21 protein-coding genes are annotated in these 26,886 nt (G+C 58.8%); 3 read left to right on the top strand and 18 right to left on the bottom strand.

All coding sequences use genetic code 11. From position 1 onward, the window contains the following. On the top strand, positions 1–1,578 hold a 1,578-nt coding region (gene fdhF / locus GJV78_RS10765), incomplete at its 5' end, for a formate dehydrogenase subunit alpha (protein WP_155108340.1). Between the two features lie 87 nt (positions 1,579–1,665). Here fdhF and GJV78_RS10760 read toward each other — a convergent pair. Further along, positions 1,666–2,124, bottom strand: a complete 459-nt coding sequence (locus tag GJV78_RS10760; protein ID WP_155108339.1) for a (2Fe-2S)-binding protein — start codon at positions 2,122–2,124, stop codon at positions 1,666–1,668. Positions 2,125–2,317: 193 nt separating this feature from the next. Further along, positions 2,318–5,539, bottom strand: coding sequence for a molybdopterin cofactor-binding domain-containing protein (locus GJV78_RS10755; RefSeq protein ID WP_155108338.1), 3,222 nt, complete (start codon positions 5,537–5,539; stop codon positions 2,318–2,320). A gap of 339 nt (positions 5,540–5,878) precedes the next feature. Between GJV78_RS10755 and GJV78_RS10750 the strand changes: the two genes are divergently transcribed. Both GJV78_RS10750 and GJV78_RS10745 read left to right on the top strand, forming a co-directional pair. Next, complete coding sequence (locus GJV78_RS10750; protein WP_155108337.1) at positions 5,879–6,214, top strand: hypothetical protein; 336 nt, start codon at positions 5,879–5,881, stop codon at positions 6,212–6,214. Between the two features lie 133 nt (positions 6,215–6,347). Further along, positions 6,348–6,980 (top strand): LysE family translocator, encoded by a 633-nt coding sequence (locus tag GJV78_RS10745; protein WP_155108336.1) that lies wholly within the window; start codon positions 6,348–6,350, stop codon positions 6,978–6,980. 18 nt (positions 6,981–6,998) lie between these two features. On the opposite strand, the gene cfa is transcribed toward GJV78_RS10745, so the two are convergent. From cfa to tssJ, 16 genes are all read right to left on the bottom strand, one after another. After that, positions 6,999–8,141 carry a cyclopropane fatty acyl phospholipid synthase gene (cfa, locus tag GJV78_RS10740; protein ID WP_155108335.1) on the bottom strand — a complete coding sequence of 381 codons (1,143 nt, stop codon included), beginning with the start codon at positions 8,139–8,141 and terminating at the stop codon, positions 6,999–7,001. A 28-nt stretch (positions 8,142–8,169) separates the two neighbouring features. After that, positions 8,170–8,517, bottom strand: coding sequence for a PerC family transcriptional regulator (locus GJV78_RS10735; RefSeq protein WP_155108334.1), 348 nt, complete (start codon positions 8,515–8,517; stop codon positions 8,170–8,172). Positions 8,518–8,551: 34 nt separating this feature from the next. Continuing rightward, positions 8,552–9,244 (bottom strand): LrgB family protein, encoded by a 693-nt coding sequence (locus GJV78_RS10730; protein WP_155108333.1) that lies wholly within the window; start codon positions 9,242–9,244, stop codon positions 8,552–8,554. Further along, entirely contained in the window at positions 9,241–9,615 is a 375-nt protein-coding gene (locus tag GJV78_RS10725; protein WP_155108332.1) for a CidA/LrgA family protein, read from the bottom strand. Before GJV78_RS10725 ends, GJV78_RS10730 begins: the two co-directional genes overlap by 4 nt. A 330-nt stretch (positions 9,616–9,945) precedes the next feature. Next, complete coding sequence (locus GJV78_RS10720) at positions 9,946–12,876, bottom strand: autotransporter outer membrane beta-barrel domain-containing protein (RefSeq protein WP_155108331.1); 2,931 nt, start codon at positions 12,874–12,876, stop codon at positions 9,946–9,948. Positions 12,877–12,901: 25 nt separating this feature from the next. Continuing rightward, on the bottom strand, positions 12,902–13,507 hold the full coding sequence (locus GJV78_RS10715) for a helix-turn-helix transcriptional regulator (RefSeq protein WP_155108330.1): 606 nt from the start codon (positions 13,505–13,507) through the stop codon (positions 12,902–12,904). Positions 13,508–14,067: 560 nt separating this feature from the next. Next, complete coding sequence (gene tssE, locus GJV78_RS10710; protein ID WP_155108329.1) at positions 14,068–14,565, bottom strand: type VI secretion system baseplate subunit TssE; 498 nt, start codon at positions 14,563–14,565, stop codon at positions 14,068–14,070. Continuing rightward, complete coding sequence (locus GJV78_RS10705) at positions 14,558–15,355, bottom strand: type VI secretion system accessory protein TagJ (RefSeq protein WP_155108328.1); 798 nt, start codon at positions 15,353–15,355, stop codon at positions 14,558–14,560. The genes tssE and GJV78_RS10705 overlap by 8 nt, the downstream gene beginning before the upstream one ends. Before the next feature lie 17 nt (positions 15,356–15,372). Beyond that, complete coding sequence (locus GJV78_RS10700) at positions 15,373–16,215, bottom strand: TagK domain-containing protein (protein WP_155108327.1); 843 nt, start codon at positions 16,213–16,215, stop codon at positions 15,373–15,375. A 4-nt stretch (positions 16,216–16,219) separates the two neighbouring features. Beyond that, on the bottom strand, positions 16,220–16,477 hold the full coding sequence (locus GJV78_RS10695) for a PAAR domain-containing protein (protein WP_155108326.1): 258 nt from the start codon (positions 16,475–16,477) through the stop codon (positions 16,220–16,222). A 65-nt stretch (positions 16,478–16,542) separates the two neighbouring features. After that, positions 16,543–18,909: a type VI secretion system Vgr family protein gene (locus tag GJV78_RS10690; RefSeq protein ID WP_155108350.1), complete on the bottom strand. Its 2,367-nt coding sequence runs from the start codon at positions 18,907–18,909 to the stop codon at positions 16,543–16,545. A 60-nt stretch (positions 18,910–18,969) separates the two neighbouring features. Next, a complete protein-coding gene (locus GJV78_RS10685) occupies positions 18,970–19,662 on the bottom strand; it encodes a T6SS protein Cts1T (protein ID WP_155108325.1) in 693 nt (230 codons plus the stop codon). Between the two features lie 29 nt (positions 19,663–19,691). After that, positions 19,692–23,528: a type VI secretion system membrane subunit TssM gene (gene tssM / locus GJV78_RS10680; RefSeq protein ID WP_155108324.1), complete on the bottom strand. Its 3,837-nt coding sequence runs from the start codon at positions 23,526–23,528 to the stop codon at positions 19,692–19,694. Positions 23,529–23,539: 11 nt separating this feature from the next. Then, entirely contained in the window at positions 23,540–24,895 is a 1,356-nt protein-coding gene (gene tssL / locus GJV78_RS10675; RefSeq protein WP_155108323.1) for a type VI secretion system protein TssL, long form, read from the bottom strand. After that, positions 24,895–26,241, bottom strand: coding sequence for a type VI secretion system baseplate subunit TssK (gene tssK / locus GJV78_RS10670; RefSeq protein WP_167519511.1), 1,347 nt, complete (start codon positions 26,239–26,241; stop codon positions 24,895–24,897). The genes tssL and tssK overlap by 1 nt, the downstream gene beginning before the upstream one ends. 3 nt (positions 26,242–26,244) lie before the next feature. Continuing rightward, positions 26,245–26,781, bottom strand: a complete 537-nt coding sequence (gene tssJ, locus GJV78_RS10665) for a type VI secretion system lipoprotein TssJ (protein ID WP_155108322.1) — start codon at positions 26,779–26,781, stop codon at positions 26,245–26,247. Positions 26,782–26,886: the final 105 nt, after the last annotated feature.

The raw sequence follows: 26,886 nt of genomic DNA, 5'->3' as shown, positions 1-26,886 counted from the left end.
GCGAAGCGTAACGGGGCGAAAATCATCGTCTGCGATCCGCGAAGAATCGAAACCGCGCGCATTGCCGACATGCACATCGCGTTGAAGAACGGCTCGAATATCGCGCTGCTCAACGCCATGGGGCACGTCATTATTGAAGAAAACCTCTACGACCGGGCGTTCGTCGACTCCCGTACGGAAGGGTTTGCAGAATACCGGAAAATCGTCGAGGGCTACACCCCGGAATCCGTTGCGGATATTACCGGCGTACGCGCCCACGATATCCGCCAGGCGGCGCGGATGTACGCCACGGCGAAAAGCGCCACTATCCTGTGGGGCATGGGCGTCACCCAGTTCTACCAGGGGGTGGAAACCGTGCGCTCCCTGACCAGCCTGGCGATGCTCACCGGCAACCTCGGCAAGCCGAGCGTCGGGGTGAACCCGGTGCGCGGTCAGAACAACGTCCAGGGTGCCTGCGACATGGGCGCGCTGCCGGATACCTATCCCGGCTACCAGTACGTGAAGGACCCGGCCAACCGCGAGAAGTTCGCCAAAGCCTGGGGCGTGGAGAGCCTGCCGGCCCACACCGGCTACCGCATCAGCGAGCTGCCGCACCGCGTGGCCCACGGCGAAGTGCGCGCCGCGTACATCATGGGTGAAGATCCGCTGCAGACCGACGCCGAGCTGTCCGCCGTGCGCCAGGCCTTTGAAGATCTGGAGCTGGTTATCGTTCAGGACATCTTTATGACCAAAACCGCAGCGGCGGCGGACGTGATCCTGCCCGCCACCTCGTGGGGCGAGCATGAAGGGGTCTATACCGCGGCGGACCGCGGCTTCCAGCGCTTCTTCAAGGCGGTGGAGCCGAAGTGGGACCTGAAAACCGACTGGCAGATCATCAGCGAAATCGCCACCCGGATGGGCTACCCGATGCACTACAACAACACCCAGGAGATCTGGGACGAGCTGCGTCACCTGTGCCCGAACTACTACGGTGCCACCTATGAGAAGATGGGCGAGCTGGGCTACGTGATGTGGCCGTGCCGGGACGAGTCCGACGCCGACCAGGGGACCTCGTACCTGTTTAAAGAGCGCTTCTCCACGCCAAACGGGAAGGCGCAGTTCTTTACCTGTGACTGGGTCGCCCCCCTCGACAAGCTCACCGACGAGTACCCGATGGTGCTCTCCACGGTGCGCGAAGTGGGCCACTACTCCTGCCGCTCGATGACCGGCAACTGCGCGGCGCTGGCGGCGCTGGCGGACGAACCGGGCTATGCGCAGATCAATCGCGCCGACGCGGAGCGCCTGGGCATTGAGGATGAGGCGCTGGTGTGGGTCAACTCCCGCAAGGGCCGGGTCATCACCCGTGCGCAGGTCAGCGACCGCCCGAACAAAGGGGCGATCTATATGACCTACCAGTGGTGGATCGGTGCCTGCAACGAGCTGGTTACCGAGAACTTAAGCCCGATAACCAAAACGCCGGAGTACAAATACTGCGCCGTGCGCGTCGAGCCGATCGCCGATCAGCGCGCCACCGAGCAGTATGTTATTGACGAGTACAACAAGCTGAAGTCCCGCCTGCGGGAAAGCGCCGTGGGCTAATTGTAAAGGCGGCGCATTGCGCCGCCCGTATCGTTTACTGCCCTGCCTGGTATTCCGGGAATGCGAAAAGCTTCCCGGCTTTTTTCGCTATGATTTCAGGGCGTGTTGAATGGAATCGAGGATAGGCTGGTAGCCGGTGCAGCGACACATGTTGCCTTCCAGCACGTCTTTAAGCTGCTCTTCCGTCGGGTTAGGTTCTTTCGTCAGCAGCGCGGTCGCGCTGACCAGCACGCCAGGGGTGCAGAATCCGCACTGCACGCCGCCCTTTTCAATGAACGCCTTCTGCAGCTTCTGCGTCACCGGATTGTCGTTAAGCCCTTCAAGGGTGGTGACTTCCGCTTCGTCGCACTGCTCGGCCAGTACCAGGCAGGAGCAGACCGCCTCGCCGTTCATCAATACCGTACAGGCACCGCACTCACCGATGGAACACCCTTCCTTGGTCGCGGTCAGATTCAGCTTATCGCGCACCAGATCCAGCAGGCGCATATTGCCTTCCACCTTCGCTTCTACCAGCTTACCGTTCACCTTTACTTTTATTGTGCTCATTGCTCTGTCCTTTACAGGGCGTGCCGCGCCCTGTCAGATTGCTGACAAAGCGGGAAAACGCTTGCCCTTCCCGCTTTGCGGTTAACAGGAGAAAATCTACAGGCTGATTTTCCTGATAGTTATGTTAAAAACCTCGCCGCTGATGACCTGGCGGTTTGCCAACGGTCTCACAGGGCGCGACGCGCCCTGTGGGTTACGCCTGTTCGTTCAGGGTGCGCTGCGCCTGGGCCATCATGTCGCGGAACATACTGACAAAGACCGGCTGCTTATAGGCCGCCGACCAGCGCTTGCCGATAGCGGCATAGATCAGCCGATCCAGCAGCTCGCAGGCGCGATCGATGGTCTCACCGTTTAAGGGCTGGCCCAGCAGGCAGCGCTCGATGTCGAGCAGGCGCTGCGGCTTACTGAACAGCGCCCCGTCCACCAGCCGGCAGTAGCTCACGGTGCCGTCCGGAGCAAAGTCCATCAGCGCGGTCAGGCTCTGGCGGGTAATGTTCAGCGCGTTGCGCCGCCCGAGCTGATGATAAAAGCCCTTCGCCTGCGGACGGGCCGGCGGCGGCAGGATCACTTTGGTTAACAGCTCGTCCGGCTGACGCTGGGTTTTGTAGCCTGAGATCAGGAACTCACCGAGCGACATGGTTCGCACGGCGTCCCGCGAGCGCAGCTCCAGCCGCGCGTCGTAGAGGATCGCCGACGGGATTGAGTCGCCGCAGGGGGCGGCGTTAACGATATTGCCGCCGATGGTGGCGCGGTTGCGGATCTGGTGCGAACCGACGGTGTGGCAGGCCTGGGTCAGCAGCGGATAGCGCTCGCGCAGCAGCGGATGGTCGGTAATACGGTTAAAGTTCACCGCCGCGCCGATGATCATCTCGTGGCTCTGCGGATCCTCGCTAATCTGGGTCAGCTCGCTCAGGTGCGAAATGTCCACCAGCCTCATCGGCCGGGTCTGCAGGCGGCCCTGCACGATAACGTCGGTGCCGCCGGCTATGGCGGTAACGCCCTCTTCAGCCAGCAGCGCCAGCGCCTCGTCGAGGCTCTTCGGCCGGGTGACCTTAACGTCGGTCAGGCGCAGCACCTGCTTTTTATTCTCCGCCTCAAGCATCATTTCACTCTGGCGAACTGGTTTTTTCAGGTTATAGCCTAAGATGACCTGCTCAAGGGTCAGCGGCAGCTTATTGAAGCGCGTGCCGAGCGCGAAGCTCACCGCGTTGTTGATCGCCGCGGCCGCCAGTTCGGTGGCCGGTTCGCCGATCCCTTTCGCGCCGAGCGGGCCGGCGATATCCGGGTTTTCCACGCCGATCACCGTCATCGGCGGGATATCTTTAATCGTTGGCAGCAGGTAGCTGTCAAGGTTTTCTGACTTCACCTGGCCGTTTTCGATGTTGAAGTCTTCCAGCAGGGCATAGCCAAAGCCCTGAGAGACGCCGCCGTAGACCTGCCCCTCAAACCCGACCTGGTTAATAACCCGCCCGACGTCGTGGGCGGCGGTCACGTGCAGCAGATCGGTTTTACCGGTGCTGGTGTTTACCCGCACTTCCGCCACCTGGCAGCCGTAAACCCAGGTAAAGTACGGGCTGCCGCAGCCTTTTTCTTCATCCCAGTGGATCGGCGGCGGCACAAACCAGCCGAACTCGTTCAGGCTGACGCTGGCCCACTTGGTTTTATTAACCGCCGTTTTGAAATCAATCCGCCGTTCCGGCTCGTGAATATTGCTGATAAAGCCATCCTGCCAGAGGGTGTCGCTCAGCGTCGTAGTTCCGATACTGTCGCCCACCACGCTCAGAATACGCTGCTTAATCTTTTCGGCCGCTTCAAGGATTGCCCCGCCGCCCACCATAGTGCCACGGGTTGCCGCCGTTGAGCCGCCGTCGCCAATAACCGAGGTCGGCGGTTCAAAAAAGTGGATATCCTCCAGCCCGATGCCGAAGGCCTCCGCCGCGATGAGAGACATGGTGGTTTGCAGCCCCTGGCCATTTTCCGATACCGAGGTCGACAGGCTTACGCTGCCGTCTTCGTTCACCTGAATCAGCGCCGTCGAGGTATCCACACCTTCCGCGCCAATTGAGCAGCCGCGGTAGCTCAGCGCCAGGCCGATGCCATAGCGGTAGACGCCGCCCTGGGCGTTCAGCTCCTGATAGCGCTGGCGCTTCGCCATAAACTCCGCCGAGGTGGCCGCCTTTCTTAGTACCTCTATCGCCGAAACGGTATGTTTATCAAACACCTGGCCGGTGATGGAGATGTCGCCCTGGCGCAGGGCGTTGATTTCGCGCAGGGCCACCGGCGAGATGTTCAGGTAATCGGCGATTTCATCCATAAAGGATTCGTTGGCGTACACCACCTGCGGTGAACCGAAGCCGCGCATCGCCGAGGTATAGCTGTTATTGGTATAAACCGCCTTAACGTCGATATGCACGTTAGGAATATTGTACGGCCCGGCGGCCTGCACCGAGGAGCGCCAGGTGACGAACGGCGACGAGGCGGCATAGCCGCCGCTGTCCGCGAGAATATTGATATCAATGGCCAGAATGCGCCCGGTATCGTCCACCCCGGCCTTGTACTTCATTTTATAGGGGTGGCGCTTACAGCTTTCGATAATCGACTGTTCGCGGGTATAGGTAAACTTGACCGGCCGGCCGGTAAGGTGGGACAGCAGGACGGAGCGGCAGGCCAGATGATCGATAATGTCGTCTTTACCGCCGAAGGAGCCGCCCATGACCGCGCGCTTGACGTTAATCCGGCTCTGGGGCCAGTCCATAAACTTCGCGACGAAGCCGCGCACGCGGTGGGGGTTCTGAATAGAGCCGGAGATAATCATGCTGCCGTCGGTCGGGTCCGGCCAGGTCAGCACCACCTCCGGTTCGATATAGGCGTGTTCCTGAAAGCCGACCTCATATTCCCGCTCAATGATGTGGCTGGACTCGGCAAACCCTTTCTCCACATCGCCTTTGACGGTGTGATGATGGGCGGCGATATTGTCGCTTCTGTCCGGGTGGATCAGCCGCGCCTGCGGGTCCAGCGCCGCCTCGACGTCGGTTATCGGCGCAAGCGGGGTGTAGCGGACGTGAATTTTATCGGCGGCTTCGCAGGCCGCTTCGTAGGTGGTAGCGGCCACCACGGCCACCACGTCACCGTGGAAGACCACTTCATCTTTCACGATCGGCAGGTAGTCTTTTACGATGACCCCCACCACCGGCGTGCCGGGAATATCCTGCCAGGTAGCGATTTTCACCACCCCGTCGACGGCCAGGGCGTCGCTCAGATCGATATGTTCAATTTTTCCGGCGGGGATATCCGCATAGCGGCAGACCCCATAAAGCATTCCGGGCAGAGTAATATCATCACCGTAAATCGCGGTTCCTCTGACCTTCGCCAGACCATCCACGCGCCCAGGCGATGACGAACGTAAAGCACACATAGCATTCCCCTTTTATTGTCTTTTGGTGTCTAACCCGGCTCAGCCTTTGCTTGCGGTATCACTTAGCGCCCGGGAAAAGCCCCATCACCGACAACGATCCAATTTTTGTGCCAGTCGGGAAAAGCGGAATCAGTCAGGTTGGTTTTTGTGATCGTAAAGACAAAAAAGGACGAAAAAATAATGAAATAGCGCTGCTGTCCTTCAGCAAAGTCCCGCCTTCCGGCGCGAATGACCCATTATTTATCAGAATGAGAACGGGCCATTATCAAATGTATAATCGGCTAAAATTCACCCCGCCGACCGGGCGCGGATTTATCGTTCACAGGCCCGGAAGGAGTGATGAAAAACCGGCCCCGGACGCCGGGCCAAAGAGCCGGCAGCGCCGTCCGACGGTCGGGCGCGTCGCTATGCGTTGACGCCTTTCATTCCCTATTCGATATATCGCGCCCCCTGCACGGAGAAATCACGTCCGGCTTCATTGAGGTAGTGGCGATCCTCCTCCTCCAGCCAGATATCTGCCGCGTTAACGGCGGCTGGGTCATATTCATTTTTCCGCCGCCCGACGAAAACTCAGCGCGTCCGCAGCCGCAAGAAAACATTGCGGCTGTTTCAGCGGCGGAAGTTTTTGCCGTTCCATATACGTTTGTTCTTTTTGCGCCAGGTCATTCTGTTTGAAAGGGGGGGACAACATCACGCAGGCGGCCGGGCCTGCCCGGCACATTGTGATTGATTTCGCGCGGTAAACATACCATAAATATTACCTCGCAGGCCGCGCTGCGGCGGCCTCTCATCAACAGGGAAGAGAGAGATGACCCACACCTTGCTCATTTACAGCCTTGCCTCGCTGGCCGTTACGGTTATACCCGGCCCCACCGTGCTGCTGGCCCTTGCAAATGGCACAACCCGAAGCCTGCGGACCATCGCTTCGGGAATGCTGGGCGCGGCCTGCTCCGACATCATCCTCATCGCCGCCGTGGCGCTTGGTCTGGGAGCCGTGATGGCGGCATCGGAAATGCTTTTCAGCCTTATCAAGTGGCTGGGAACGGCTTACCTGCTGTGGCTGGCCATATCGTTGCTTCGGGCGAAGGTGACCTCCGACATCAGCGTGGAGGAAGCCGGCGCGGCGCACAACGGCTGGAGCGGGAAAGCGGCGTTCGTCAGAAGCCTGCTCACCGCGCTGTCTAATCCAAAGGGGCTGCTGTTTTTCGGCGCGTTTCTGCCCCAGTTCCTCGATCTCTCGCAGCCCTCCGCACCTCAGTACGTTCTCTTTGCCGCCTCTTCGGTGCTGATCAACATCGTCGTCATGGCCTGCTACGCCGCGGCCGGCTATAACGTGGCCCGCTTTCTGTCGGCCCGCTATATGCGATGGATGAACCGCCTCAGCGCCGCCGCGCTGGCGGGCATGGCCGCCGGGCTTGCGCTTTACCGACGCCAGGCCTGAGCGCGGCGCTTACCGCCCTTAGCGGGGCACGCGCAGGCCGCCGCTGACGCCCCGGCTCAGCACCAGCTGCCAGAGCTGAATGTGCCGGGCGCGGAACGCCCCGGCGCAGGCGTTCAGATAGTAAGTGAACATGCGCTTAAAGCGTTCGGAATAGTTATCTTCAATTTGCGGCCACGTGGCCTGGAAACGCGCGTTCCACGCCATCAGCGTCCGATCGTAGTCGGCACCGAAGTTGTGCAGATCTTCCACCACCAGCCAGGGTTCGCTGGCGGTAGCGATCTGCGCAATGGACGGCAGGCAGCCGTTGGGGAAGATATATTTGTTGATCCAGGGATCCACGTTCAGATCGGTTTTATTCGAGCCGATGGTATGCAGCAGGAACAGCCCGTCCGGCTTCAGGTTACGCTCCACTACGCTGAAGTAGGTGGCGTAGTTCTTCGGTCCGACGTGTTCAAACATGCCCACGGAGACAATGCGGTCAAACTGCCGGTCGAGGTCCCGGTAGTCCTGCAGCAGGATCTCCACGTCCAGGCCCTCGCAGCGCGTCCGGGCCAGCTTTTGCTGCTCCGCGGAGATGGTGATCCCGGTCACCTTCACGCCATAGTTTTCCGCCGCGAAGGCCGCCAGGCCCCCCCAGCCGCAGCCGATATCCAGCAGCGTCATGCCTTTTTTCAGCTGCAGCTTTTCGCAAATCAGCTTTAGCTTATTTTGCTGGGCGGTGCAGAGATCGGCGGCGTCCTTCCAGTAGGCGCAGGAGTACTGCATCCAGGGGTCGAGCATCAGGCTGAACAGATCGTTCCCCAGATCGTAATGCTCTTTGCCGACAATCCACGCCCGTTTTTTCGACTGCGGGTTCAGCAGCCGCGCCCCGGCAACCCGCACTAAATCCTTCAGGTTGCCTCTGACGGCGGACTCCAGATCGGCCTGCAGCAGCAGGGTCATAAACCCATCCAGACTTTCGCAGTCCCACCAACCGTCCATATAGCTTTCGCCCAGGCCCAGAGAGCCCTGCTGCAGGACGCGCTTATAAAACCGGTTATCTTTAACCTGAATATCGGTCGCCCGCTTGCCGTTAATTTCAACGCCGGCTTCACGCAGCAGATCTCTGCTTATTCTGAACCAGCTATTATCCGGGTCCGGCATAATTATTTTTTTGTTCATGAGGCTGACCTTTTGTCGTAATTTATTTTTACACGTATTTTTTGCAGCTATAGATAAAGGAAATAGAGCGCGGCACTAAGGCCACAATCTGCGATGGGGTCATTCCTCTTTTCAGGCAGGCAATAACCTGCAGGCGATCGCTTTCTGCGGTTCGCAAATTTTCCGAACGGCGCTTCGGCTTTTCCTCATAACAGAGCGGTTGACGATGCTCAAGCATGGCGGAAATACGCATTAGACGCTCCCAGGCCACCTCCCTGGCCTGCTCCTGCGTTGAGGTCTGCACGGCAATATCCTGCCAGACGGACATCGCCCGTCGCAGCAGCCCCTTTTGTTCAAGCATCTGCGCTTTTTCAATCATTAACTGCGGGTTCTTCATTTCATTTCTGCCCCATAGCGGAGAGGAAAACACCTCAGAACAGCATATATTTCAGCACCGGTGCCATAATCACGATGCAGACGCCTGAAAACATCATCACCAGGCTGGCCACCACGCCCTCTTCTTCCCCCAGCTCCCAGGCGCGCGCGGTGCCCGCGCCGTGCGACGCCGCGCCGAAGCCGGCACCTTTTGCGGAGCCATGACGGATGGAGAGGCGTAAGAAGAGGATATCGCCAACCGCGACGCCAAAGACGCCGGTCAGGACGACAAAAAATGCCGCCAGATCGGGGATCCCATTAAACGTCCTGACGGCGGCGAGGGCAAAGGGGGTGGTCACCGAACGCACCGCCAGGCTGCGCTGAATGCTCTCAGGCAGATACATCAGGCGCGCCAGCCAGACGGAGCTGGTGACGGCTATCAGCATGGCCGTGATAACGCCGCCGGAGATGGACAGCCAGTGCCGACGGATCATGCCGAGGTTCTCATACACCGGAATGGCGAAGGCCACCGTGGCCGGTCCCAGCAGCCACACCAGCCAGTGGCTCTCGGCGGAGTAGGTTTGCCAGGAGATATTCAGCAGCAGGATCAGCGCCACGATAATGACCGGCGTAAAGACCAGCGGCATTAACGGCAGAATGCGCCAGCGCCGATAAAGTTTTTTATTAACCACATAAATAAGCAGCGTTAATCCCAGGCACAGCAGTTGAAGCAGCAGTGAGTTTTTCATTTCAGCAGCCTGCGGTTTTCATAGCTGAATAATTTATCCACAACCCACGCGGTGGCGGATAACACCAGCAGGGTGCTCAGCGCGATAACCGCGAGAATACGCCCGCCGTCCTCTGCCAGCACGTCAAAATAATTAACGATGGCCACCACCGCCGGAATAAAAAACAGCAGCATTTCAGAGAGCAGAAAGGCCGAGCCGCGCTTAACCAGCCTGACGGGAACGATACCGCTCAGCACCAGAATAAACATTAACAGCATACCGACAATATTCGCGGGCAGAGGTAATGAAAAATAATTTACCGCCGCGCTGGCCAGCAGATAGATAAGAATATACACCGCCAGCTGAAGCGTAATTTTAAGAAAGCTTGCCATTGTATTTTCTTCCTGAAGAAGACAAGGCGATTATAACAGGGAGACAAAATTCAAGAAGTGAATATTTAGAATAGACATCATGCCAATCAGGAATGAAACAGGCCGCGCCGGAGCCTGCCTGCCCCGCCGCTGCGGTATCTGGCCCGGATGCCTGCCTGGACTCCCGGGGTTTCCCGGGCCGTCGGCGGTCGGCCTGCCTGTTTTATTTTGGCTGCCCCGCAGGGGCAATAACAAAAAGAGGAGGATTTTCCATTATGGAAAACCCTCCCCTGGCGGATAAAAAATTGCCGCCAAATCAGGACTGCCTTAGCAAAAGGCGCGAAAGGAGGCTCAGAAGTGGTACTTTGCGCCAAACATCGCCGTGCTGTCACTATACCCGGCGTCGCCCAGCCGGACGCTGATGTTGCCCCACAGATTCAGCCGCGGATTAATCTGCCCCTCGACGCCCAGCTTGACCTCGGCCTGGTGGCGCGTCCCGTCCTGGCCGACGCGCACATCGTCCAGCCGGGTGGAGAACGCGCGCGTATTATGCAGCCAGTTCAGCTCAGCAAAGGGCTGGAAGAGGCGCTCTTTCCGATCGTCAATGGCGTGATGGCTCTTAATAAACGTCCTCAGGCCCAGGCGCGTTTGCAGGTTGCCGTCACCGCTGCCCGTTACGCGGGTGCCGTTTTGCTCACGATGCGAATCCGCCCGGACGCCCATCCACACCAGCTGCGCCTGGGGCTGGATAAACCACTCGTTCAGGGTGCCGAAGCGGCCGGTAAACTCCCCCGTTTTCCAGGTGTATCCCCCCTCCAGCGACGCGGTAAAGCCGTGGGATTTGTAGCTTTCGGTCGCCAGGCCGTCGCCGTTGACGTCGTTATTAAACCAGCTGTACTGCAGCCAGCCGTCCAGCCAGGCACCGTACGGGTTGGCTTCCTCGGCATACCAGGTCGCATAGCCGCCGATGCTGTAGCCGTTGACGGAGCCTTTTGAACGATAGCCGTTGCGATCGTTGCGGGTGGCGCTGTGGTGATTGGCGTAGCCTGCCATCACCCCAACGTGCCCGCGATCGGCACCGTTGACGCTCCAGCGGGCAATGTCGCCGCCAATCTGCGCCACGTAGCGGTTGCTGCGGGTCTCCAGCTCGCCGCTGCCGTCCTGCCAGACGGTGTGTCCGCCCGCCTGACGCAGCCAGAGGCTGGTGATCTCTTTCTGGCCGGTCAGCGCGTTAACGTACTGCGCCTCGCCGAGCCGGTCGTGCAGACTGAAGGTAAACAGCGTATTGCCGGCCGCCATGTTTGCCGTATAGCTGCCGCTTTCCGGACGCAGCCCGCCGCTGGCAGTAGGCTGCGGCTGTGGCTGCGGTTTAACGCCGGGCGTCGGAGCGGGCGTCGGCCCCGGCGCGGGCTGCGGGGTTGGCTGCGGGGTGGGCTGTGGATTAGCCTGAGGCTGCTGGCTGGTCAGATACCAGCTCTCCCCTTTCTTCACCAGATCATAATCCCAGGCCCCCGCCACGATACGCCCCGTTTTAACAAAGCTGCCCAGCGACTGGCCGTCGACCTCGACGATGCGGATGCCCTCAACGGTTTGCGCGCCATGTCCGCCAAGGTTGTTGATCGCCACCCTGGTGGTCCCCTGCTGTACGTTGCCGTTCACAATCAGCCGGTTGGTTTGGGAGCCGTCGTCGCCAAGCACGCTGTTCATCTTCAGCAGTCCGCCGTCGCCCGCGTAATCACCGGTGACGGTCAGCGTGTTGAAGTTATTCAGGTCGGCAAAGTCGACGGTGCCATTATTTACCAGCCGGCCCACGCGGGAGTCATTGTTCATATGCCACGCGCTGCTGTCGTCAATGGAGAGCGACGAGGCGTGGCTGACCGTGCCGGTCAGCTCGCTGGCGGACTGCAGGTTGACCGCCACGGCGTTGGCCGGGTCCGCGACCACGATATCGCCGGCCAGCGCGCTGCGGGTAACGTTCATCGTCACGTCGCTGTAGACCTTATTCGCCGGGTTCTGCGGATCCGTATAATGGCTGACGTACAATAGCTGACCGTTCCCCCCGCTCAATCTGCTCTCATGGACGTTAAGGATAAGGCTGGCGGCGCTGGCTTCAACCGCCGCCGACCGTTCGCTGTGCAGGGTCACGTTATCCAGAGTGACGCTGCCGACCTGGGAGGTTCCGTTCGCATAAAGGCCGCTGGCACCGTCCCCGGTGGTGTTAATGGTGCTGTTGCTGACGCGCATCGCGCCTGCATTATTCCACAGACCAAAGCCCTCTTTGCCTGAAGTTTCAATGCGCACATTGTCGGCGATGGCGTTCGCGCCGTTATAGGAGAAAATGCCGGGCGCAAGCTCGCCGTGGGTGGTAATGCCGCCGTTGTTAAAGGTGGCCTCCCCGCCCTGCGCCGCGAAGACTCCCGCCCCGCTGTGGCCGGAGGTGACAATGGTCACATCGTCGGCGGTAACCTTTTTCTCGGTGTAGATCCCATAGGCGTTTTCCCCCCGGGTGTTCAGGGTGATATCGGTCAGGGTAGCCGAGCCGCGCTGGGCGTTGACGGCGGTAGCGCGATCGCCTTCCGTGGTGATATTCGCCTGCCCTTTAAGCGTGACGTGGGAGTCCGCCGAGGCTATCCAAATTGCATCGCTGCGCGCCCCCTGCGTGGTATAGTCGCCGCCGACAATGTCGATCGTCGCCGCCTGGTTGGCGTTTACCGCATAACTACTATCGCCGGTGGTGCTGACCGTCACGCCGTTGAGGTCCAGATCGCCCGCCATTACCCGAACGGCATCAGCATCCCGGGTCGCGATAGCGCCGCCGGTCACCACGGCCATAGCCTGCGCGCCGCCGCCGCTCCAGGTGCCGTCGAGCGCCAGCCCCAGCGCGCTCCCCTCGCCCGTAATCTCTACCGACTCCAGCGTCGCGTTGGCGTTATTCGCCAGGTAGATCCCACTGCCGACATCCCCGGATACGTTAATGTTCAGATCCCGGCCGCTAAAACGGCTGTCGTCAATCCACGCGCCGCCCCCGCGTATTCCGGCGCTGTTTAAAATAAGCGAGTCTGTTGTAAAGGTCGCGCCGTTTTTCGCCTGCAGAATAAACGATCCGTCGGTATCGTTTTCCAGCGTCAGGTTATTTAAAATGCGGGTCGTACCATCGGCAATCATCGTGTCATTATTCGCCGCCCAGACTCCGGAGCAGGCCCCCAAAGCGACAGGCATGGCGTATAGCGCGCTGTGTATCAGCACGCTAAGTCTGCGCCGGGGGTTTAGTCTACTATTCATAACTAATTCCTTTTAAATAATTTACTTACAGGCAAAGCGTATTTCTTTCATCGCGCCTGCACTGGGCGATAAATGAAGCATAGCGGTAGAATTCGGCGCGGTTGGCCGCGCCCATTTTGCGGCTGGCGTTACGATAATGGGTGCTGATTGTTTTCCGCGAACGATTAAGGATCCGCGAAATATCGGTACTGTTATACCCATGACCAATTAAGATCATCACATCGTTTTCGGTATCAGAGAGCTGCGCATACTTCTTTAAGCCGAAGTTCCAGTAGGACTCCTCCTTATTAGCCAGCAGGTTATAGTCAGCTTTCGCTATGGCGAGGATCTTGGCGATTTTTATCGTAATATCACTCAGCGATTGGCTTTTGGTTAAAAAGGGTACGTGTATGGTGATTCTTTGCGCCTCTTTCTGCGCGGTTTCAGCATATTTGCATACAGATTTTTTATTATCGACATGAATAGTCACCAGATCATCACGAAAGATGATATTGGCTATATCGCGACTGTCCTTGTTTTCTGGTAGCAAAAAAGAGATCGGCTCGCTGTTATCGGCTAGTTGATTAACGATTAAAAGACTCAGACCCAGCGACCAATAATGGTTAGAATCTATTAATAAAACGTTTAACATACTTCGCACCTATGAATTACGTTCTCATCCCAGTTGCTTCAGGCATGACAAAAACAAAGCCTGAAAGGCAGGCAAACATCCGCTTCCAAATAAACCAAAGAAAGAAAACCTTGCCAATTATTGAGGTTATATCTCCATATTTTTTTACTGCGCTAATTGTACAAAAACGATAAAAAGATCCTCTCAGGTTAATAAATTAGAAATAAAAAAGTCGATAAAAACGTGACGATAGCATATTTTCCCATAAGCACAGTGGCAGTCCCAGAGAGGCCATCAGGGGCAGTTTACCCTCAATACCTGCCACGATCAAATATGTCAAAAATCCTCTCTTATGTGAAATTTAATGCCATCATAAACAAAAAAATTAGAATTAAATATTACAAAAAATAAAGAAAGGCATAGATTAAAATAGCCTCCTCATAAATCTCATGAGATTATGAAGCTACTTAAAATGACGGTCAGCTGAATTTGGGACATATGACCAGGAAAAATGCCCGATCGCACATCCCATCGCTTGAGACATATCTTATATATAACGCTTGCCAGATCGTTAAATTGCGCTAAGAAAGCTGTAGATCAACTTTCTCAGATTCAAAATCATATCTCCCGTTCATACATAAATCGACCGGCCTGGGATGCCAATAAATCATTCCGCGAATTTCAAATAAGATGGCCGCGTACCGGATGCCTCCCTCTTTTTCCTGCAGGGAGCGCACCAGCAGCGTTTCCGGAATGATACGCGGCTCAAAGCGCAGAATAGCGTTGCGAATAGCCTTTTCGATCTCGTTCCAGTTGCGGTGGTTTTGCTGGGTGCCAATCAGCGCCGGCACGCCGTAATTAAGCACAGACTCCAGTATACGCGGATGCTGGCGTTCATTGAGGCGGTCCTCCATGTTGGTGTGGTTAATCAGATCGGCAATATCCCGCTGCACCAGACGGCGCATTTCCCTGACGCCGATGGGCCGTACGCGATCGTGCGGGCTTTTCGGCTCATCATCCTGCAGACGCTCCAGCAGCGTCGGCAGCCAGGGCTGCCGTCGTTCGACATAATTATTCAAAAATAATCTCGCCCGTTTCCATTAATGAATGTTCGCTGAGATCGGTAATCAGCACCTTGCGACCACGGCCTAAATAAAGCATATCTGAAACTGCCTGCCATTCACTTTTCGACCCCAGTTTGATCTGCTGATCGTCCTCCAGGCTCACCGGATAGCGCGCCGGAATATAGCCATAATAGCGTTCGCCCTGCACCTTAACGGTGGTCGGCAGCCACAGCAGATCCAGCAGCCCTTCGGGGGCAGAGACCTTCAGCTCCTCAATGGCGGCAAAGGGCAGCCAGCGATAGCCGCCGGCGCTGATAAATTCGCACACCGGCCCAAGGCGGCCGTCGCTGTCCGCAATCCAGCTAAACGCGCCAAGGGTATCGCTACGTCCGCCGCTGGTCGGTGCCTGATCGAACGCTTCACCGCGCGCTTTCTCCGCCAGGGCGATATCGCCCTGATAGTGCGCCACGTTGGCCTGGTGCAGGGTCGCCATCCACGCCGGGCATTCACCCAGCAGAGTCGCCGCCTGACGCTCCCCGGTTAAGACCTGCGCGCGCTGCATTTCGCTGAAAACCAGGTTCTTATACAGCTCGATCTGCTGCTGCATCTCCTCCTCCAGCAGCCCAAGGGTTTGCAGCTGTAGCAGCGCCATATCCCACGCGCCGTTAACACAGTAAAGCTTAAACAACACATCTCTCGCTTTGAGATCGTTGGGGTGCGCCTTAACCTGCGCCAGCACCTGTTCGGTTATCGCCTCCAGCGAGGAATCTTTAAGCGCCTGGGTGAGTGAAGTTAAATCCTGCATAATGACTGTTCCTTAAATTAATAGTGCGAGTCCAGCCCCACCTTGTAGAAATCATGAAAGACGAGATCCGGAACCTTATATTTTCTTTTGCTTACCGTATGTTCAGGTGACAAAGATCTGAGCAGGTCAATCTTTTCTTCATCGCTGAAGATTTCCGGGGCATATTCACCCCGCTCAAGCTCAGGCCACACCTTTTCCATTAGAAATTCCCTGGCGACAATGCATTCGGTCAGGGTTTTATCCTTGATTTGCTCGCGGATAAGATCAAAGCGCCGATCGGTTTTGAGAATATGATCGGCCTGTCCGGCCACGCCGCCGTAATATCCGCCGTCGATTTCCTGCCAGATCAGAAAGCGTTTATATTCCACTTCCAGGGTTTTCAGTACATCGTCGCCCTTGTCCTGGGCGAGGATCACCTCGTCGAAGTAGCGCAGGTCGTTAACATAATCCCCGCCGTTAGGCAGGATCTCTTCCACCTCTGGTACTTTATTGGCGGTAGCCCAGGCGTTGTTGGGATAGATAAACTGGTAAAAGTTCTGCTCCTCAACTTCGCTATCGCCGCCCGGCGCAATAAGCAGTTTGAAATGCCCGGCCTGAATTTCGCTTTCATCACGCAGCGGGTGCACGGCCCCGCAGGCAATCTCCACGCCGTTCAGCAGGCAAAGCCGGCGAGTGCAGAGATTCAGCAGCACCGGGCGCGCTAGATGCCAGTAAAAGAGAAGTAGATCCGGCTCCCCGCCCGCGCCGTGCTCGTCAAACGCCCCGGTTGCCGCGTTAAACACCAGGGCGTTATCGACGGAGAGGTTTCGCTTCAGCGCTACCGGCTGGCGCGAGGCCGGCCATTCAAACTGTATATTCATCGCCTCAGCCTATCGACACGTCGCCAGAACCGCTGCATACCACGGCACCGCATCCCGTCGCGTCGCCAAGCCGCGCGGCGGGCGAGCCGTTGATAGTGACCGATCCTGACCCCGAAACCACCGCGCTGCCGCCGTGCAGGGCGCAGGGCGTGGCGCTGCCGATAAAGGCCGCGCAGCTGCCGTTAATAGAGACATCGCCCGAACCGGACACGATGGCACCGCCGTGGGCAATGGCGTCGCCGACTCTTGCTGCTGGTTGCATAATTTTTCTCCTCTATATATGCGTTAAACGCGACGTCAACGATATTTCGCCGCCGCGCCATGGGATTACGGCTCGGGCGTTTCACTGCCCGTCTGGGTCGGCGTCGGCGTCGGCTTCGGCGTTGGTGACGGCGTCGGCGACGGGGTCGGTGACGGCGTCGGCGACGGGGTCGGCGACGGGGTCGGTGACGGAGTCGGCGACGGGGTCGGTGACGGAGTCGGCGACGGGGTCGGTGACGGGGTCGGCGACGGCGTCTGAGTCGGCGACGGCGTTGGCGACGGCGTCTGGGTCGGTGACGGCGTTGGCGACGGCGTCTGGGTCGGTGACGGAGTCGGCGACGGCGTCTGGGTCGGTGACGGCGTCGGCTTCGGCGTCGGATCCGGCTTGGGTATCGGCAGCGGCGGGAGCGGAATCACCACCCCCGGCAGCGCCATAAGCAGCGGCAGGCCCGGCAAGCCGGCCATACCGCCGCCGCCGCCACCGCCGCCGGGACCGCTACAGCTGTCTCCCGGGTTAATATCCACCGAACCGCCCTGAATCACGATATGGCCACCGACCAGCTTGATTTTATTGGCCGAGATCACCAGCTCGCCGCCGGCGGTAACGGTCATACAGCCGCCGGTCACCATGGTGGTCGCACCGCCAACGGCCAGCGAGTGGTAGCCTCCGACGTTCACCTGATGCGCACCGCCCACCGAGAGCGAGTGATAGCCGCCGACGTTGGTCATAAAGGCCCCGCCGACGTTGATCCCCTTCGCGCCGCCCACCAGGTTGGAGCAGCTGCCAATCACGTGCGCCATATAGTTGGCACCGACAAACAGGTTGCGCGATACGCCGACGTTGACGTCCGAGTTCAGACCAATGGTCTGCACCTCGTTCTGCTTGGTCAGGCGGGTCATGTTACGCTCGGCCTGCTCCCAGTACTCCTCAAGGCCGGGCTTATCGTCAAAGCGGATGCCGTTATAGTTACTGCGTCCACCGCCGATGGTGCGGCTAATCAGCCCGCTCTGGGTGGCGTTGGCCGGGAGATCCCACGGCGGCATGGTGACGTTGTTATAAAGGTTGCCGATAATCAGCGGCCGGTCCGGATCGCCGTTGATAAAATCGACGATCACCTCATGTCCGATACGCGGAATATAGATCCCGCCGAAGTTGTTCCCCGCCCAGGCCTGGCTAACGCGCAGCCAGCAGGAGTCCGATTCGCGGTTTTTACCATAGCGATCCCACAGGAAGCGGACCTTTACCCGACCATACTCATCGGTCCACACCTCTTCGCCCGGCGGTCCGACGACGATAGCGGGCTGCGGGCCGCTGGTCTTCGGCTTCTCTACGGTGACCGGATGGCGGTAAATCTTAGTGGTGGGCTGCACGGTAAAGTCGCAGCGGTAGCGAAACTCATCCTGGGAGGTAATTTGATCGACCTCTTCCACCAGCAGATGGCTGCGCAGCACCATATATTCGCGGTTGGCCTTATCTACCGGATAATTCACCAGCTCAAAGACGCAGCCGCAGGCGATACCGCGCAGCTCCCCGTAGCCTTCGCAGCGGGAGCCGTGCGCCCCGCGCTCCTCCATACGCACCCGCGCCAGATGCTCACCAATATTCGTCTGCTCGTAGTCGCCGGGCCAGGCGAAGATTTCCATCTGGTTAAAGCTGGTCTTACGCGGCTTGCTGTCCAGCGCCATAATGTCGGCGCGCGATTTGGTAAAATCGTAGTCGTTCGTCACCCACTTTCCGGAGACAATGGTCTCCTGCAGATGAAACTGGCTAACGTACTCCTCGTCCATCTTCGGCCGGTCGGAGGCATACTGAATCACGTGGTACGCCTCGCTGGGAAAGCGCTTATGCGCCCCGACGTTATCCACCAGAATCAGCCGGTGGCTTTTACCGGTATGTTCAAAGAACCAGTAAATTCCCCACTCTTCCATCAGGCGTTCGATAAAATCGAAGTCCGTTTCGCCATACTGCACCTGGAAATCCAGCTGTGGGTAGCTGGCGGACAGGCGCTTCTCAAACGGGAAGTTATAGTCGCCTAACACCTCATCGATAATATCCACCACGGTCTTCTGCTGGAATATTTTGTAATCCGCGGTCAGTTCGGCCAGATGCAGCCACGGGCGGATAACAATTTCATACAGCGCCTGGTTGCCGTCGCGCCCCACATAGCGGGCGCGCTGCACGATGCCGGAAATTTCACGGGTGCCCTTGCCGATGCCGATCGTCTCCGCCAGACCGTTGCCGTCAAGCTCGATCGTGACGGTCATCTCTTTGCCGATAAGCGCCTTAAGATCGACGTTGGACGCCGACTGCCAGGGGATCAGCGAGTTAGCCGGCGTTTTGGCGGTAATCGTCCAGGTGTAGAGTGAAGAGAGCGCCTCTTCACCATCCAGCTTTGAGATTACCAGCGCAGGTTCGCCAAGCAGCGTTGGCATCGCCGGGCTGCTTAATTCAATAGTACGTGACATATCACCACCTGGTACGTTACAAATTTTTTAACATGGCGCGTCGGGCGATGTAGCCTCAGCGCGCCGTAACGGGATCCTTTGCGAATCCAGTATTCTTTTGTGTCGGCTCTGCCGCCAGATCCAGATCCCCGGCTCCTGCTGCAGGCAGTCGGGCCAGTTTTTCCACGGCATTGCCTCAACACCATCATGATTTCTGATATAAAAATCTGCCTGTGAACCCTCCCTGAGCAGTGCCTGAGAACGATTTTTAAAACGCCAGGCCGGCGTCAGAGCAAAGGATTCCCAGAACGGGGAATAGGCTCTGCTTAACGCCTTAAGCCATTGCCGCAGCGGCTTGCCGTCCAGTTCCGCCGCGTCGCTTTTCTGCACTTTGTTCAGAATTCGCGCCGCCCAGAAGGTCACGGGAAAGTCGCCGCGCATATTTTTTTTCAGCCACGGATAAGAGACCGCGCCGCAAATCGCCACCAGCGAGGCTTCACCCTCTTCGCTGCGCAGCACCGCCAGCGCCCCGACGCAGGTATACCGCCCCCGGAGCGCGGCTGGCGAGATGGCGAAGCACCACGGGTACTGCTCCGGCAGCGCCTCGTCCGGTAGCGGAGAGCCGATAACCGGCAGCACGTGGCGGGTAATTAACGCGCGCACTTCGCGCTGCCTTTTACCTGACCTGCGAAACAGGCCTGCACGCGCTTTATCGGCAAGTAAATACAGGCGTATAGACATACATTCCTCTGGCGTCTGGTTGCCGCTCTTTAATCATCGCCAGGGCAGCGGAAACGACGTAAAAGCTCCGCTACAGGCCGGTCCTTATAGTTCAACCCGGATATTTCAATATTCGCCCGCCGCGCATCGAGCAGATAGACCAGCTGCGCCTCGCCGGACGACGTGGCGATAATATCGCTGGCGCTGTCCAGCCAGCGGAAGAGCGCCCACGGCCCGGTGAACATCATTGTCGACGCGCCGGCTGCCACCCGCGGCGAGGCGGTTAATGTCACCCTGGAGCTGATTCGCGACATCGGCCAGGTCACCGACACGGGTGCCACCGGCCAGTGGGCATAGCTCACCCGGGTGCTGTCAAAATTGAGGTTCAGCTGGGTAATCGACGAATCCAGATGCGGAAACGTGATGTCAAAAGTCAGCGCCACCTTTCTGCCGCCCTCGCCGCGGAAAAAGGCTTCGCGGATCTCCGCCGCCTGCTCAAACATCGCCAGCGAGCCGTTGTCGTCTTCCACCGCCCCCTTATAGCGCCAGGGGCGCGACGAGGTGTCGACTTTGTCGGCCAGATGCTTTTTGAAGTAGTCGTCCGCCAGGCCGTCGACGGCAAAAAAGCGTTCAAAGTCAGACATCTTCGCCTCGCGCCGGCTTTTGACGAAGGGATAGCGCCCCGCCAGCGTGGCGCGACAGACCCGTCCGATATGCTCCTCGATGCCTTCGTTGCTTTTGGCGATGGCCGATCGGCTCGCCCGGCGGTAGGCCCCTTCCAGCAGCGGCCCGACAAGGTTCGGCAGCGGATCGGGCCACGCCAGCGATTCGGCACCGATCTTCTGGGCGGTGCTGGAGAGCGCCATCGGCGTGCCGTTTTTCAGGCCGTCGTCATAAATCACAAACAGCGTGTATTGCTCGTTCAACGCGCCCAGCAGCTTGCTCAGCTCGGTGCCTCCTACCGCCGGATGCTCCACCACCGACTCCCGGCTGCCGGTCACGAACTCGCGCAGCGGGGCAAAATGGTTGTCCAGCCGTTCGCGCAGCAGCCTGCGCTCCATTTCGGCGTAGGCGAGGCTTACCTTCGCCGCCGCGTTGAGGATCTGCCCCTTATCGCGCATATTGTCGAGCAGCAGCGACTGTCCATCTTTGCCGATCAGGGTGGTTTCGGCCGCCGCGCGGACCAGCAGGTTGGCCAGCGGCGAATCGGTGGCGCTCAGGGTACGCAGCATATAGATATCCTCCGCCACCCCGGCGCTGCCGTAGTCCAGCTGCAGCACGTTGGTCTTAATGCGGATATGGCTCAGGAAGGTCCGCCAGTGCCGGGCGTACTCGTCCAGATAGAGGCCGAGGATCTGCTGCTGCACCGGGTTGACCAGCACCACGTCGCCTTTACCGCTGACCTGCGGACGCAGCGCTTCCGCGGCGCGCCCCTGCCCCACTTTTCCCAGCACCCAGGCGTCCTCACGCTCCAGCAGCATCAGCCCCGGTGCCATTTTTTTTTTAAACACCTCGTAGTAGCCGGCGCGGGTGAACAGGCCGGGAATGGCGGTCTCTTCCGCCTCCTCCGCGAGGGTGAACAGCTCGCTGCTGCGGGTTTTCGCCATCACGTTGAGGGTCAGATCGGCCGGCACATCGTGCGCCACCGAATCTTTGATCCGCTGATACAGACGGCTGGCCAGATCCTCCCGCTCCAGCATAGCGCGGGCATATTTCACCAGATCCTCATCCATCTTCTGTCCGTAGCGCCGCCACTGCGGCGAAGCGAACAGGTTGGTCAGATGGGCGACGAAGATCCGCTCCTCTTCGTAGGGCTGAAGCTTGCCGCTTTCTGCCCACAGCCGGGTGGTGCTGTCGATGGCGTACTGGCGATCCAGCTCGCCCTGACCGAACACCTGCAGATAGTGCTTCAGCTGGCGGTAAATTTGCTCCGTCCTGCCGCCGTCGATGGCCGTCTGCAGCGCCTGGGCGGCCTGTTGTTCAATCTGCGGCAGCAGCAGCCGCTGCAGGAAGAACTGATACAGCGAATCAGAGGCGGCCAGCACATCGTCACCGGTATACAGGCCATAGCGCCACTCCAGCTGCGGATTGAAGATATCCAGGTTCCCATATTCCGGCAGGTATTGCGAAAGGGTCAGCAGGCGCGGCAGCAGATTCTGGTTGGCGGTTTTAACCAGCCGGTTCACCTCGCTCCCCAGCGAAACCACCTTGTGGTCCACCGCGTCCAGATAGCCGCTGTTGTTACGATAGCTGTGCCAGAAACCGTTGAGCAGCACGCAGGTCAGCAGGATGCAGAACGTATGGCCCAGCAGGCGCTGCAGGCGATATTTCGATACGTTGGCCAGGTTATAGCGCGCCAGGTCGCGATCTTTGACGATGACCTCGCTGAACAGCTGCTTAAGAAAATATTGCCGCCCGTAGGAGACGTCGTTAATCAGGAAGTCGCGCTCGGCGGGCTGTTCAATGAGCGACGCCGTCACCGTCGGCGACTCCTGCTCAACGTAGTTAAACCACTTGCGGATAATGGTCTGGTTGTTCAACAGGCTGAAGTCCACCGGCTGATGGCTGCTGGAGAAGTAGATCCCGCGCAGCTGGGTATAGCTCTGCGATTCGTCGTAGCGGGAGGCGAAGAAGATGTTATGCACCACCTCCGCCACCAGCCCGGACAGCAGGTGAAAGTCCTGGGGCAGGGCGTACATCTTTTTGCGATCCCGGTTGTCGTACTCCTCCTGCTGGCGCACGATCATGTCCCGCTCAATGCGATCCTCCAGCAGAGCGAACTCTTCGCGGATCCGATCGTGCAGCTCCAGCGGCGAGGCGCTTCCGCCCTCTCCGTAGGGGAAAGTAACGCCCCAGACCTGCTCCCGCTCCTGTTCGGTGAGGATCCTGAAATATTCGGCAAAGCCCGGCAGCTGATCGAGACGGGTGACCAGCACGTAGACCGGAAAACGCACTCCCAGCGTCTGGCGCAGATCCTCCACCCGCTGGCGCAGGCTGGCGGCCAGCTCGAACAGCTCGGCCTTGCTGCGCCCCATCACGTCGGCGGCGGAAAAGGCGACCACCGCGCCGTTGATAGCCTTCGTCGGGCGATATTTTTTCAGCGCCTTCAGCAGGGCGCGCCACTCGCCGGGATGGGCCTCCGGCTCGCTGATATATTTACCGGCGGTGTCGACGTAGATCGCATCGTTGGCAAACCAGCACTCACAGTTTTTGGTCTGCTGCGCCGGTTTCCCGACCCGATCGAGCTGCTCCGGCACCGGAAAATGCTGTCCGGAGGCGAGGATCGCCGAGGTTTTACCGGCGTCCGCGGTGCCGAGGATTATGTACCAGGGCAGCAGATCCAGCGGCTTACGCGCCAGGATCGCCCGCTGAAAAAAGGAGAGCCGCTTACGCGATCGGTTAACGTAGTCCACCGCGTTGCGGATCGCCGCCGCCACTTCGGAGGCGTCGTCTTCGGCCGGACGATCCTTCCGGCGGGCGAATTTATCCAGCAGCTGCGGATTATCTTTCAGCGCCAGAATCAGCAGCCACAGGCCGTACAGCAGGGCAATGACCAGTATTGCGCCGATAACCGCCAGCCTGACGCCAACCGGCAACAGCGGATAGGTCTCGCCGATCAGCAGAAACGGCCCCAGCACCCAGATCGCCACGCACAGGGTGGCGGTAAGCATGATAAAGAGCGGCCAGCGCAGCCAGAGGCTGACCAGGCAGAACAGGGCCAGCACAATAAAAATAACCCGCGACTCCACGCTCAACAGCGGGCGCGATTCACCAAAGCCAAAGAACGGTCCCAGCAGCCAGATAGCGGCAATCAACAGCCCTATACAGCACACAATCAGCAGCGTTTTCAGAAATCGCGCCGCAAAGATTCTATTCAAATAAGACATTGTCGCTCTCGTTAATAGGTGACAAAAAACTCTACGCGGCGATTCTTCGCCCGTCCCTCAGGAGTGGCATCAGATGCCAGCGGCTGGGTGTTGCCCACCCCTTCGATCCTTACTTTGCTTTCCGGAATACCGGCAGCGATGAAATAGCGGGCCACCTCGGCGGCGCGCTTTTCCGACAGCACAATGTTATTCGGCAGCCCTTTGCGGGAGATCGGCGTGGCGTCGGTGTGGCCGACGATCAAAATATCGCCGTTCACGCGACGCACTTCGTGGGCCACGCGCTCGATGACCTTCACCATCTCCGGCTGCACGACGATCGATCCGGACTGGAACAGCGAATCACCTCTCAGCACCACTTTGCTCTCTTTCTGGGTTTCATCGACGCTGAGCAGCTGTTGCTGGATCTCTTTACGCAGCAGAATGGCCAGCCGCAGGCGAACTTTGATCTGCGGCGTAGAAATCTTGATGTTCTGCAGCGCATAAATGGCGCTGGTAACGCCTTCGCTGCGCGCCAGCAGCGAGTACTTGCACCAGATCCAGGCCGATACCACCAGCACCCCCGCGCAGATGGCGGTCAGGCGCACCGGAATAATCAGCCGCTCGCGCCGGGCGGGGCCGTGGGGCTGCAGCCCGTGCGGCGACAGCGCCGGCTGGGTGGTATTGCGCGTGCTCTGGATCAGCGTCAGCAGGCGCTGGCGGATTTTCGTCAGCTGGCGATCGCCATCTTCAATAATGCTGTAGCGCCCTTCGAACCCCAGACCAAGGATGCGCAGCAGCACCTCCAGCACGTCGGCAAACTCGTTGGGATTCATGGAAAGCCGGCCAATCAGCAGGAAGAATTTATTACCGCCGTCGTTATCGCCTTCAAAGTGGTTCAGCAGGTTGCTCTGGGACCAGCCCGCCTTCAGCCCCCACGGGGTGGCGTGGGCCGCCTCATCCAGGGCGGTGCACAGGCAGTAGCGCACGATGGCCATTTTTTTCCACGGGATATTCACTTCATCGCAGACGACGCTAAACAGGTTGATCTGCCCCTTGAGGGTATTTTTCAATAGCTCAACGTGGGCGATATCCTCAATCTGCTCCGGCATATCGCTCAGGGCCCGCAGCAGCGGCTGGGCCGCCTCCAGCAGCGGATTTTCGGCCGCGCTGACCTTCTGTATGCGCTGCTGCGCGCTCTCGGTCTTCAGCGCCCCCGGCTGGCGAAACGGCTTCGCCCCCATATCCGGCCCGGCGCTCTGCGGCCCGGCCCGGGGCGCTTCAGGCTCCACGATCCAGTCGCCCTGCTCGTCCAGAAGAAACTTGCCTAATGCCTGGGGTGAGGTCTCTTCATCAGGCGCGGCGGCCTGCGGATTAACGTCGTCTTTCATCAGGTCCTGATTCCCCAAAGTTCCATTTTCAGGCCCGGAAACTCACCGGCAACGTGCATTGCCAGTGCGCCGGTCATTGAGATTTTGTCCCAGAACGGGCCGTTTTTAAGCAGCTCGAAGTAGACATAGCCCGTGCTGTACGGGATCTGACGAGGCGGCACCGGCAGCCCCTGCAGCACCAGCCCCGGCAGGTGCGAACGCACCAGCTCGTGCAGCTGCTGGGGGGCGCTGATTTTCGACTGCGCCTGAAACTGCTGCAGCAGCACGTCCATCGGCAGCTGGGCGTGAACGGCCAGCACCAGGCTGGAGAAGGTGCGCAGCTCGTTGGGCAGCACCGTGGCCGACCAGACGCCGTTGCCCTTTTCGTGCAGCGCGATAAGCTGCCCGGCGCGCACCAGAATCTGGTTAAGCAGGTCGTGCACGTCGTCCACCAGCGGGCGGATCGAGGTATACAGGCTGGCGTGATCGTAGCCCGGCGCGCTCTTCGGTCGGCGGGTCGTGGTGCGGACAAAGGTCGACAGCTCGCCGGCCAGCTTCGCCAGCTCCTCGTACAGCACGATCGGCGGCAGCTCGGGGATATGCCGCAGATGATCGAGGATCGGCTCATATTTGTTGAAGATCTGCAGCAGCAGGTAGTCCACCACCTCGGCGCTGGCGCTGGCCTTGCCATCCGAAGTAGAGAGGCGATCCGCCAGCATTCCGGCGCGCATTTTGACCAGCCCGTTAAGGTGGGTCAGCCACTCGCTGAGCAGCGGATTCGCGGCGTAGCCGGTGACCGGTGGAATATAGTCCTCCGTGTGCAGCAGCACGCTGCCGTCCGGCTGGATCGCCTTCACCCGCGTCAGCGCCAGACCGATCCATGACTCGGTCATTTCCGTCTCCGAAACCAGCCGCAGCCGCAGCTTAGCCAGCTGAACCGGCTTCGGCCCCTGGCGAATGGCGTTGGTGTCGCACAGCTCCGACTCCTCGGCGCAAAAGCGCGCCAGCGAACTGGCGTCGTGTTTGTTGAAAATAGTTTCGTCGCTGTTATCCAGACGCAGCGGCACGGCCAGGTAGAGGGTCTTACCGAGATGCTCCGGCAAAATGGTCAGCGGCTCCGGCAGATCGGCGTGATCGGGCACGTCAAAGGGCGTGCCGTCCGGCAGAACGCCCCTGGCGGTGCGCAGCACCAGCTTGCCGTAAGAAAGCGCCTCCCGGTCAATTTCATACTGGGCGAACCCCCAGAAGAACGGGCTAAGGGTGGCGGCGCGCTTGTGTGCGTAGTATTCAAAATAGCGTTCTTGCTGCTGAAAAAGCTGCGGGCGAAGGAATAACCCCTCACTCCAGACGACCTTATTCGTTTTCACGGTTTAGTCCACTTTTTTAATTGTAATTGCTGTTTTTTGGAACCAGGCGTTTAACTCAGGAGCATCGTTGCTAAAAATACGCTGCCACCACGCTCTCTTTTTCTTCGGGAAAGTCCAGTTCATCATCCAGACGGAATCGTTAAGGTTACGGTAGGCACCAATAAAGCCGAGCGTGCCGATTTCACCGTCCGGCCGGATTAATACGCTGCGCTGTTCGCCAGGCTGCAATATGGCCTCATAGATTTTGGAGGCGGCGGCCTGCAGCGGTTTGCTGTTGTCATTAATGATTTCAAAAAAATCAGCGTTATTAAAAACGTCCGGCTCTTTGACGTTATAGATAAAAACATATAATGGCGCTGGCTCGCCCTGCTCGTTCGGATTAACGTCCGAATCGGCGAACAGATTGATTTTTATCTCTCCGGGCGCGGGTTTGTACTCGCCGGGGCTGCTGCAGGAAAACAAAAATCCGGCCAGCAGAAAAACGAGCAAACTTTTCAGCACCCGCGGATAATATTGACGTATTCCTCTTTTGCTAAACATAGTCCTACCTGATTATTGTTGTGATCTGAAGAGATATACCCACCATCGTTCAGGCTGCCCGCGCGGTGGTTCTGCTGCATGATGCCGGGCATAAACGTTTATCGC

The organism is Intestinirhabdus alba (assembly GCF_009711095.1).
Classification (GTDB): domain Bacteria; phylum Pseudomonadota; class Gammaproteobacteria; order Enterobacterales; family Enterobacteriaceae; genus Intestinirhabdus; species Intestinirhabdus alba.
The sequence above is the reverse complement of the archived record's forward strand: the minus strand, read 5'-3'. Positions and strand labels throughout refer to the sequence as shown.

Excerpts from the sequence above, each read along its gene's own strand:
- GJV78_RS10715 (WP_155108330.1), bottom strand. The coding sequence starts at position 13,507 with ATGTTAAACGTTTTATTAATAGATTCTAACCATTATTGGTCGCTGGGT.
- GJV78_RS10690 (WP_155108350.1), bottom strand. The coding sequence starts at position 18,909 with ATGCCAACGCTGCTTGGCGAACCTGCGCTGGTAATCTCAAAGCTGGAT.
- GJV78_RS10745 (WP_155108336.1), top strand. The coding sequence starts at position 6,348 with ATGACCCACACCTTGCTCATTTACAGCCTTGCCTCGCTGGCCGTTACG.
- GJV78_RS10755 (WP_155108338.1), bottom strand. The coding sequence starts at position 5,539 with ATGTGTGCTTTACGTTCGTCATCGCCTGGGCGCGTGGATGGTCTGGCG.
- tssM (WP_155108324.1), bottom strand. The coding sequence starts at position 23,528 with ATGTCTTATTTGAATAGAATCTTTGCGGCGCGATTTCTGAAAACGCTG.
- GJV78_RS10720 (WP_155108331.1), bottom strand. The coding sequence starts at position 12,876 with ATGAATAGTAGACTAAACCCCCGGCGCAGACTTAGCGTGCTGATACAC.
- GJV78_RS10725 (WP_155108332.1), bottom strand. The coding sequence starts at position 9,615 with ATGGCAAGCTTTCTTAAAATTACGCTTCAGCTGGCGGTGTATATTCTT.
- GJV78_RS10735 (WP_155108334.1), bottom strand. The coding sequence starts at position 8,517 with ATGAAGAACCCGCAGTTAATGATTGAAAAAGCGCAGATGCTTGAACAA.
- GJV78_RS10685 (WP_155108325.1), bottom strand. The coding sequence starts at position 19,662 with ATGTCTATACGCCTGTATTTACTTGCCGATAAAGCGCGTGCAGGCCTG.
- GJV78_RS10695 (WP_155108326.1), bottom strand. The coding sequence starts at position 16,477 with ATGCAACCAGCAGCAAGAGTCGGCGACGCCATTGCCCACGGCGGTGCC.
- GJV78_RS10700 (WP_155108327.1), bottom strand. The coding sequence starts at position 16,215 with ATGAATATACAGTTTGAATGGCCGGCCTCGCGCCAGCCGGTAGCGCTG.
- GJV78_RS10750 (WP_155108337.1), top strand. The coding sequence starts at position 5,879 with ATGAAAAACCGGCCCCGGACGCCGGGCCAAAGAGCCGGCAGCGCCGTC.
- cfa (WP_155108335.1), bottom strand. The coding sequence starts at position 8,141 with ATGAACAAAAAAATAATTATGCCGGACCCGGATAATAGCTGGTTCAGA.
- GJV78_RS10705 (WP_155108328.1), bottom strand. The coding sequence starts at position 15,355 with ATGCAGGATTTAACTTCACTCACCCAGGCGCTTAAAGATTCCTCGCTG.
- tssL (WP_155108323.1), bottom strand. The coding sequence starts at position 24,895 with ATGAAAGACGACGTTAATCCGCAGGCCGCCGCGCCTGATGAAGAGACC.
- GJV78_RS10760 (WP_155108339.1), bottom strand. The coding sequence starts at position 2,124 with ATGAGCACAATAAAAGTAAAGGTGAACGGTAAGCTGGTAGAAGCGAAG.
- tssJ (WP_155108322.1), bottom strand. The coding sequence starts at position 26,781 with ATGTTTAGCAAAAGAGGAATACGTCAATATTATCCGCGGGTGCTGAAA.
- GJV78_RS10730 (WP_155108333.1), bottom strand. The coding sequence starts at position 9,244 with ATGAAAAACTCACTGCTGCTTCAACTGCTGTGCCTGGGATTAACGCTG.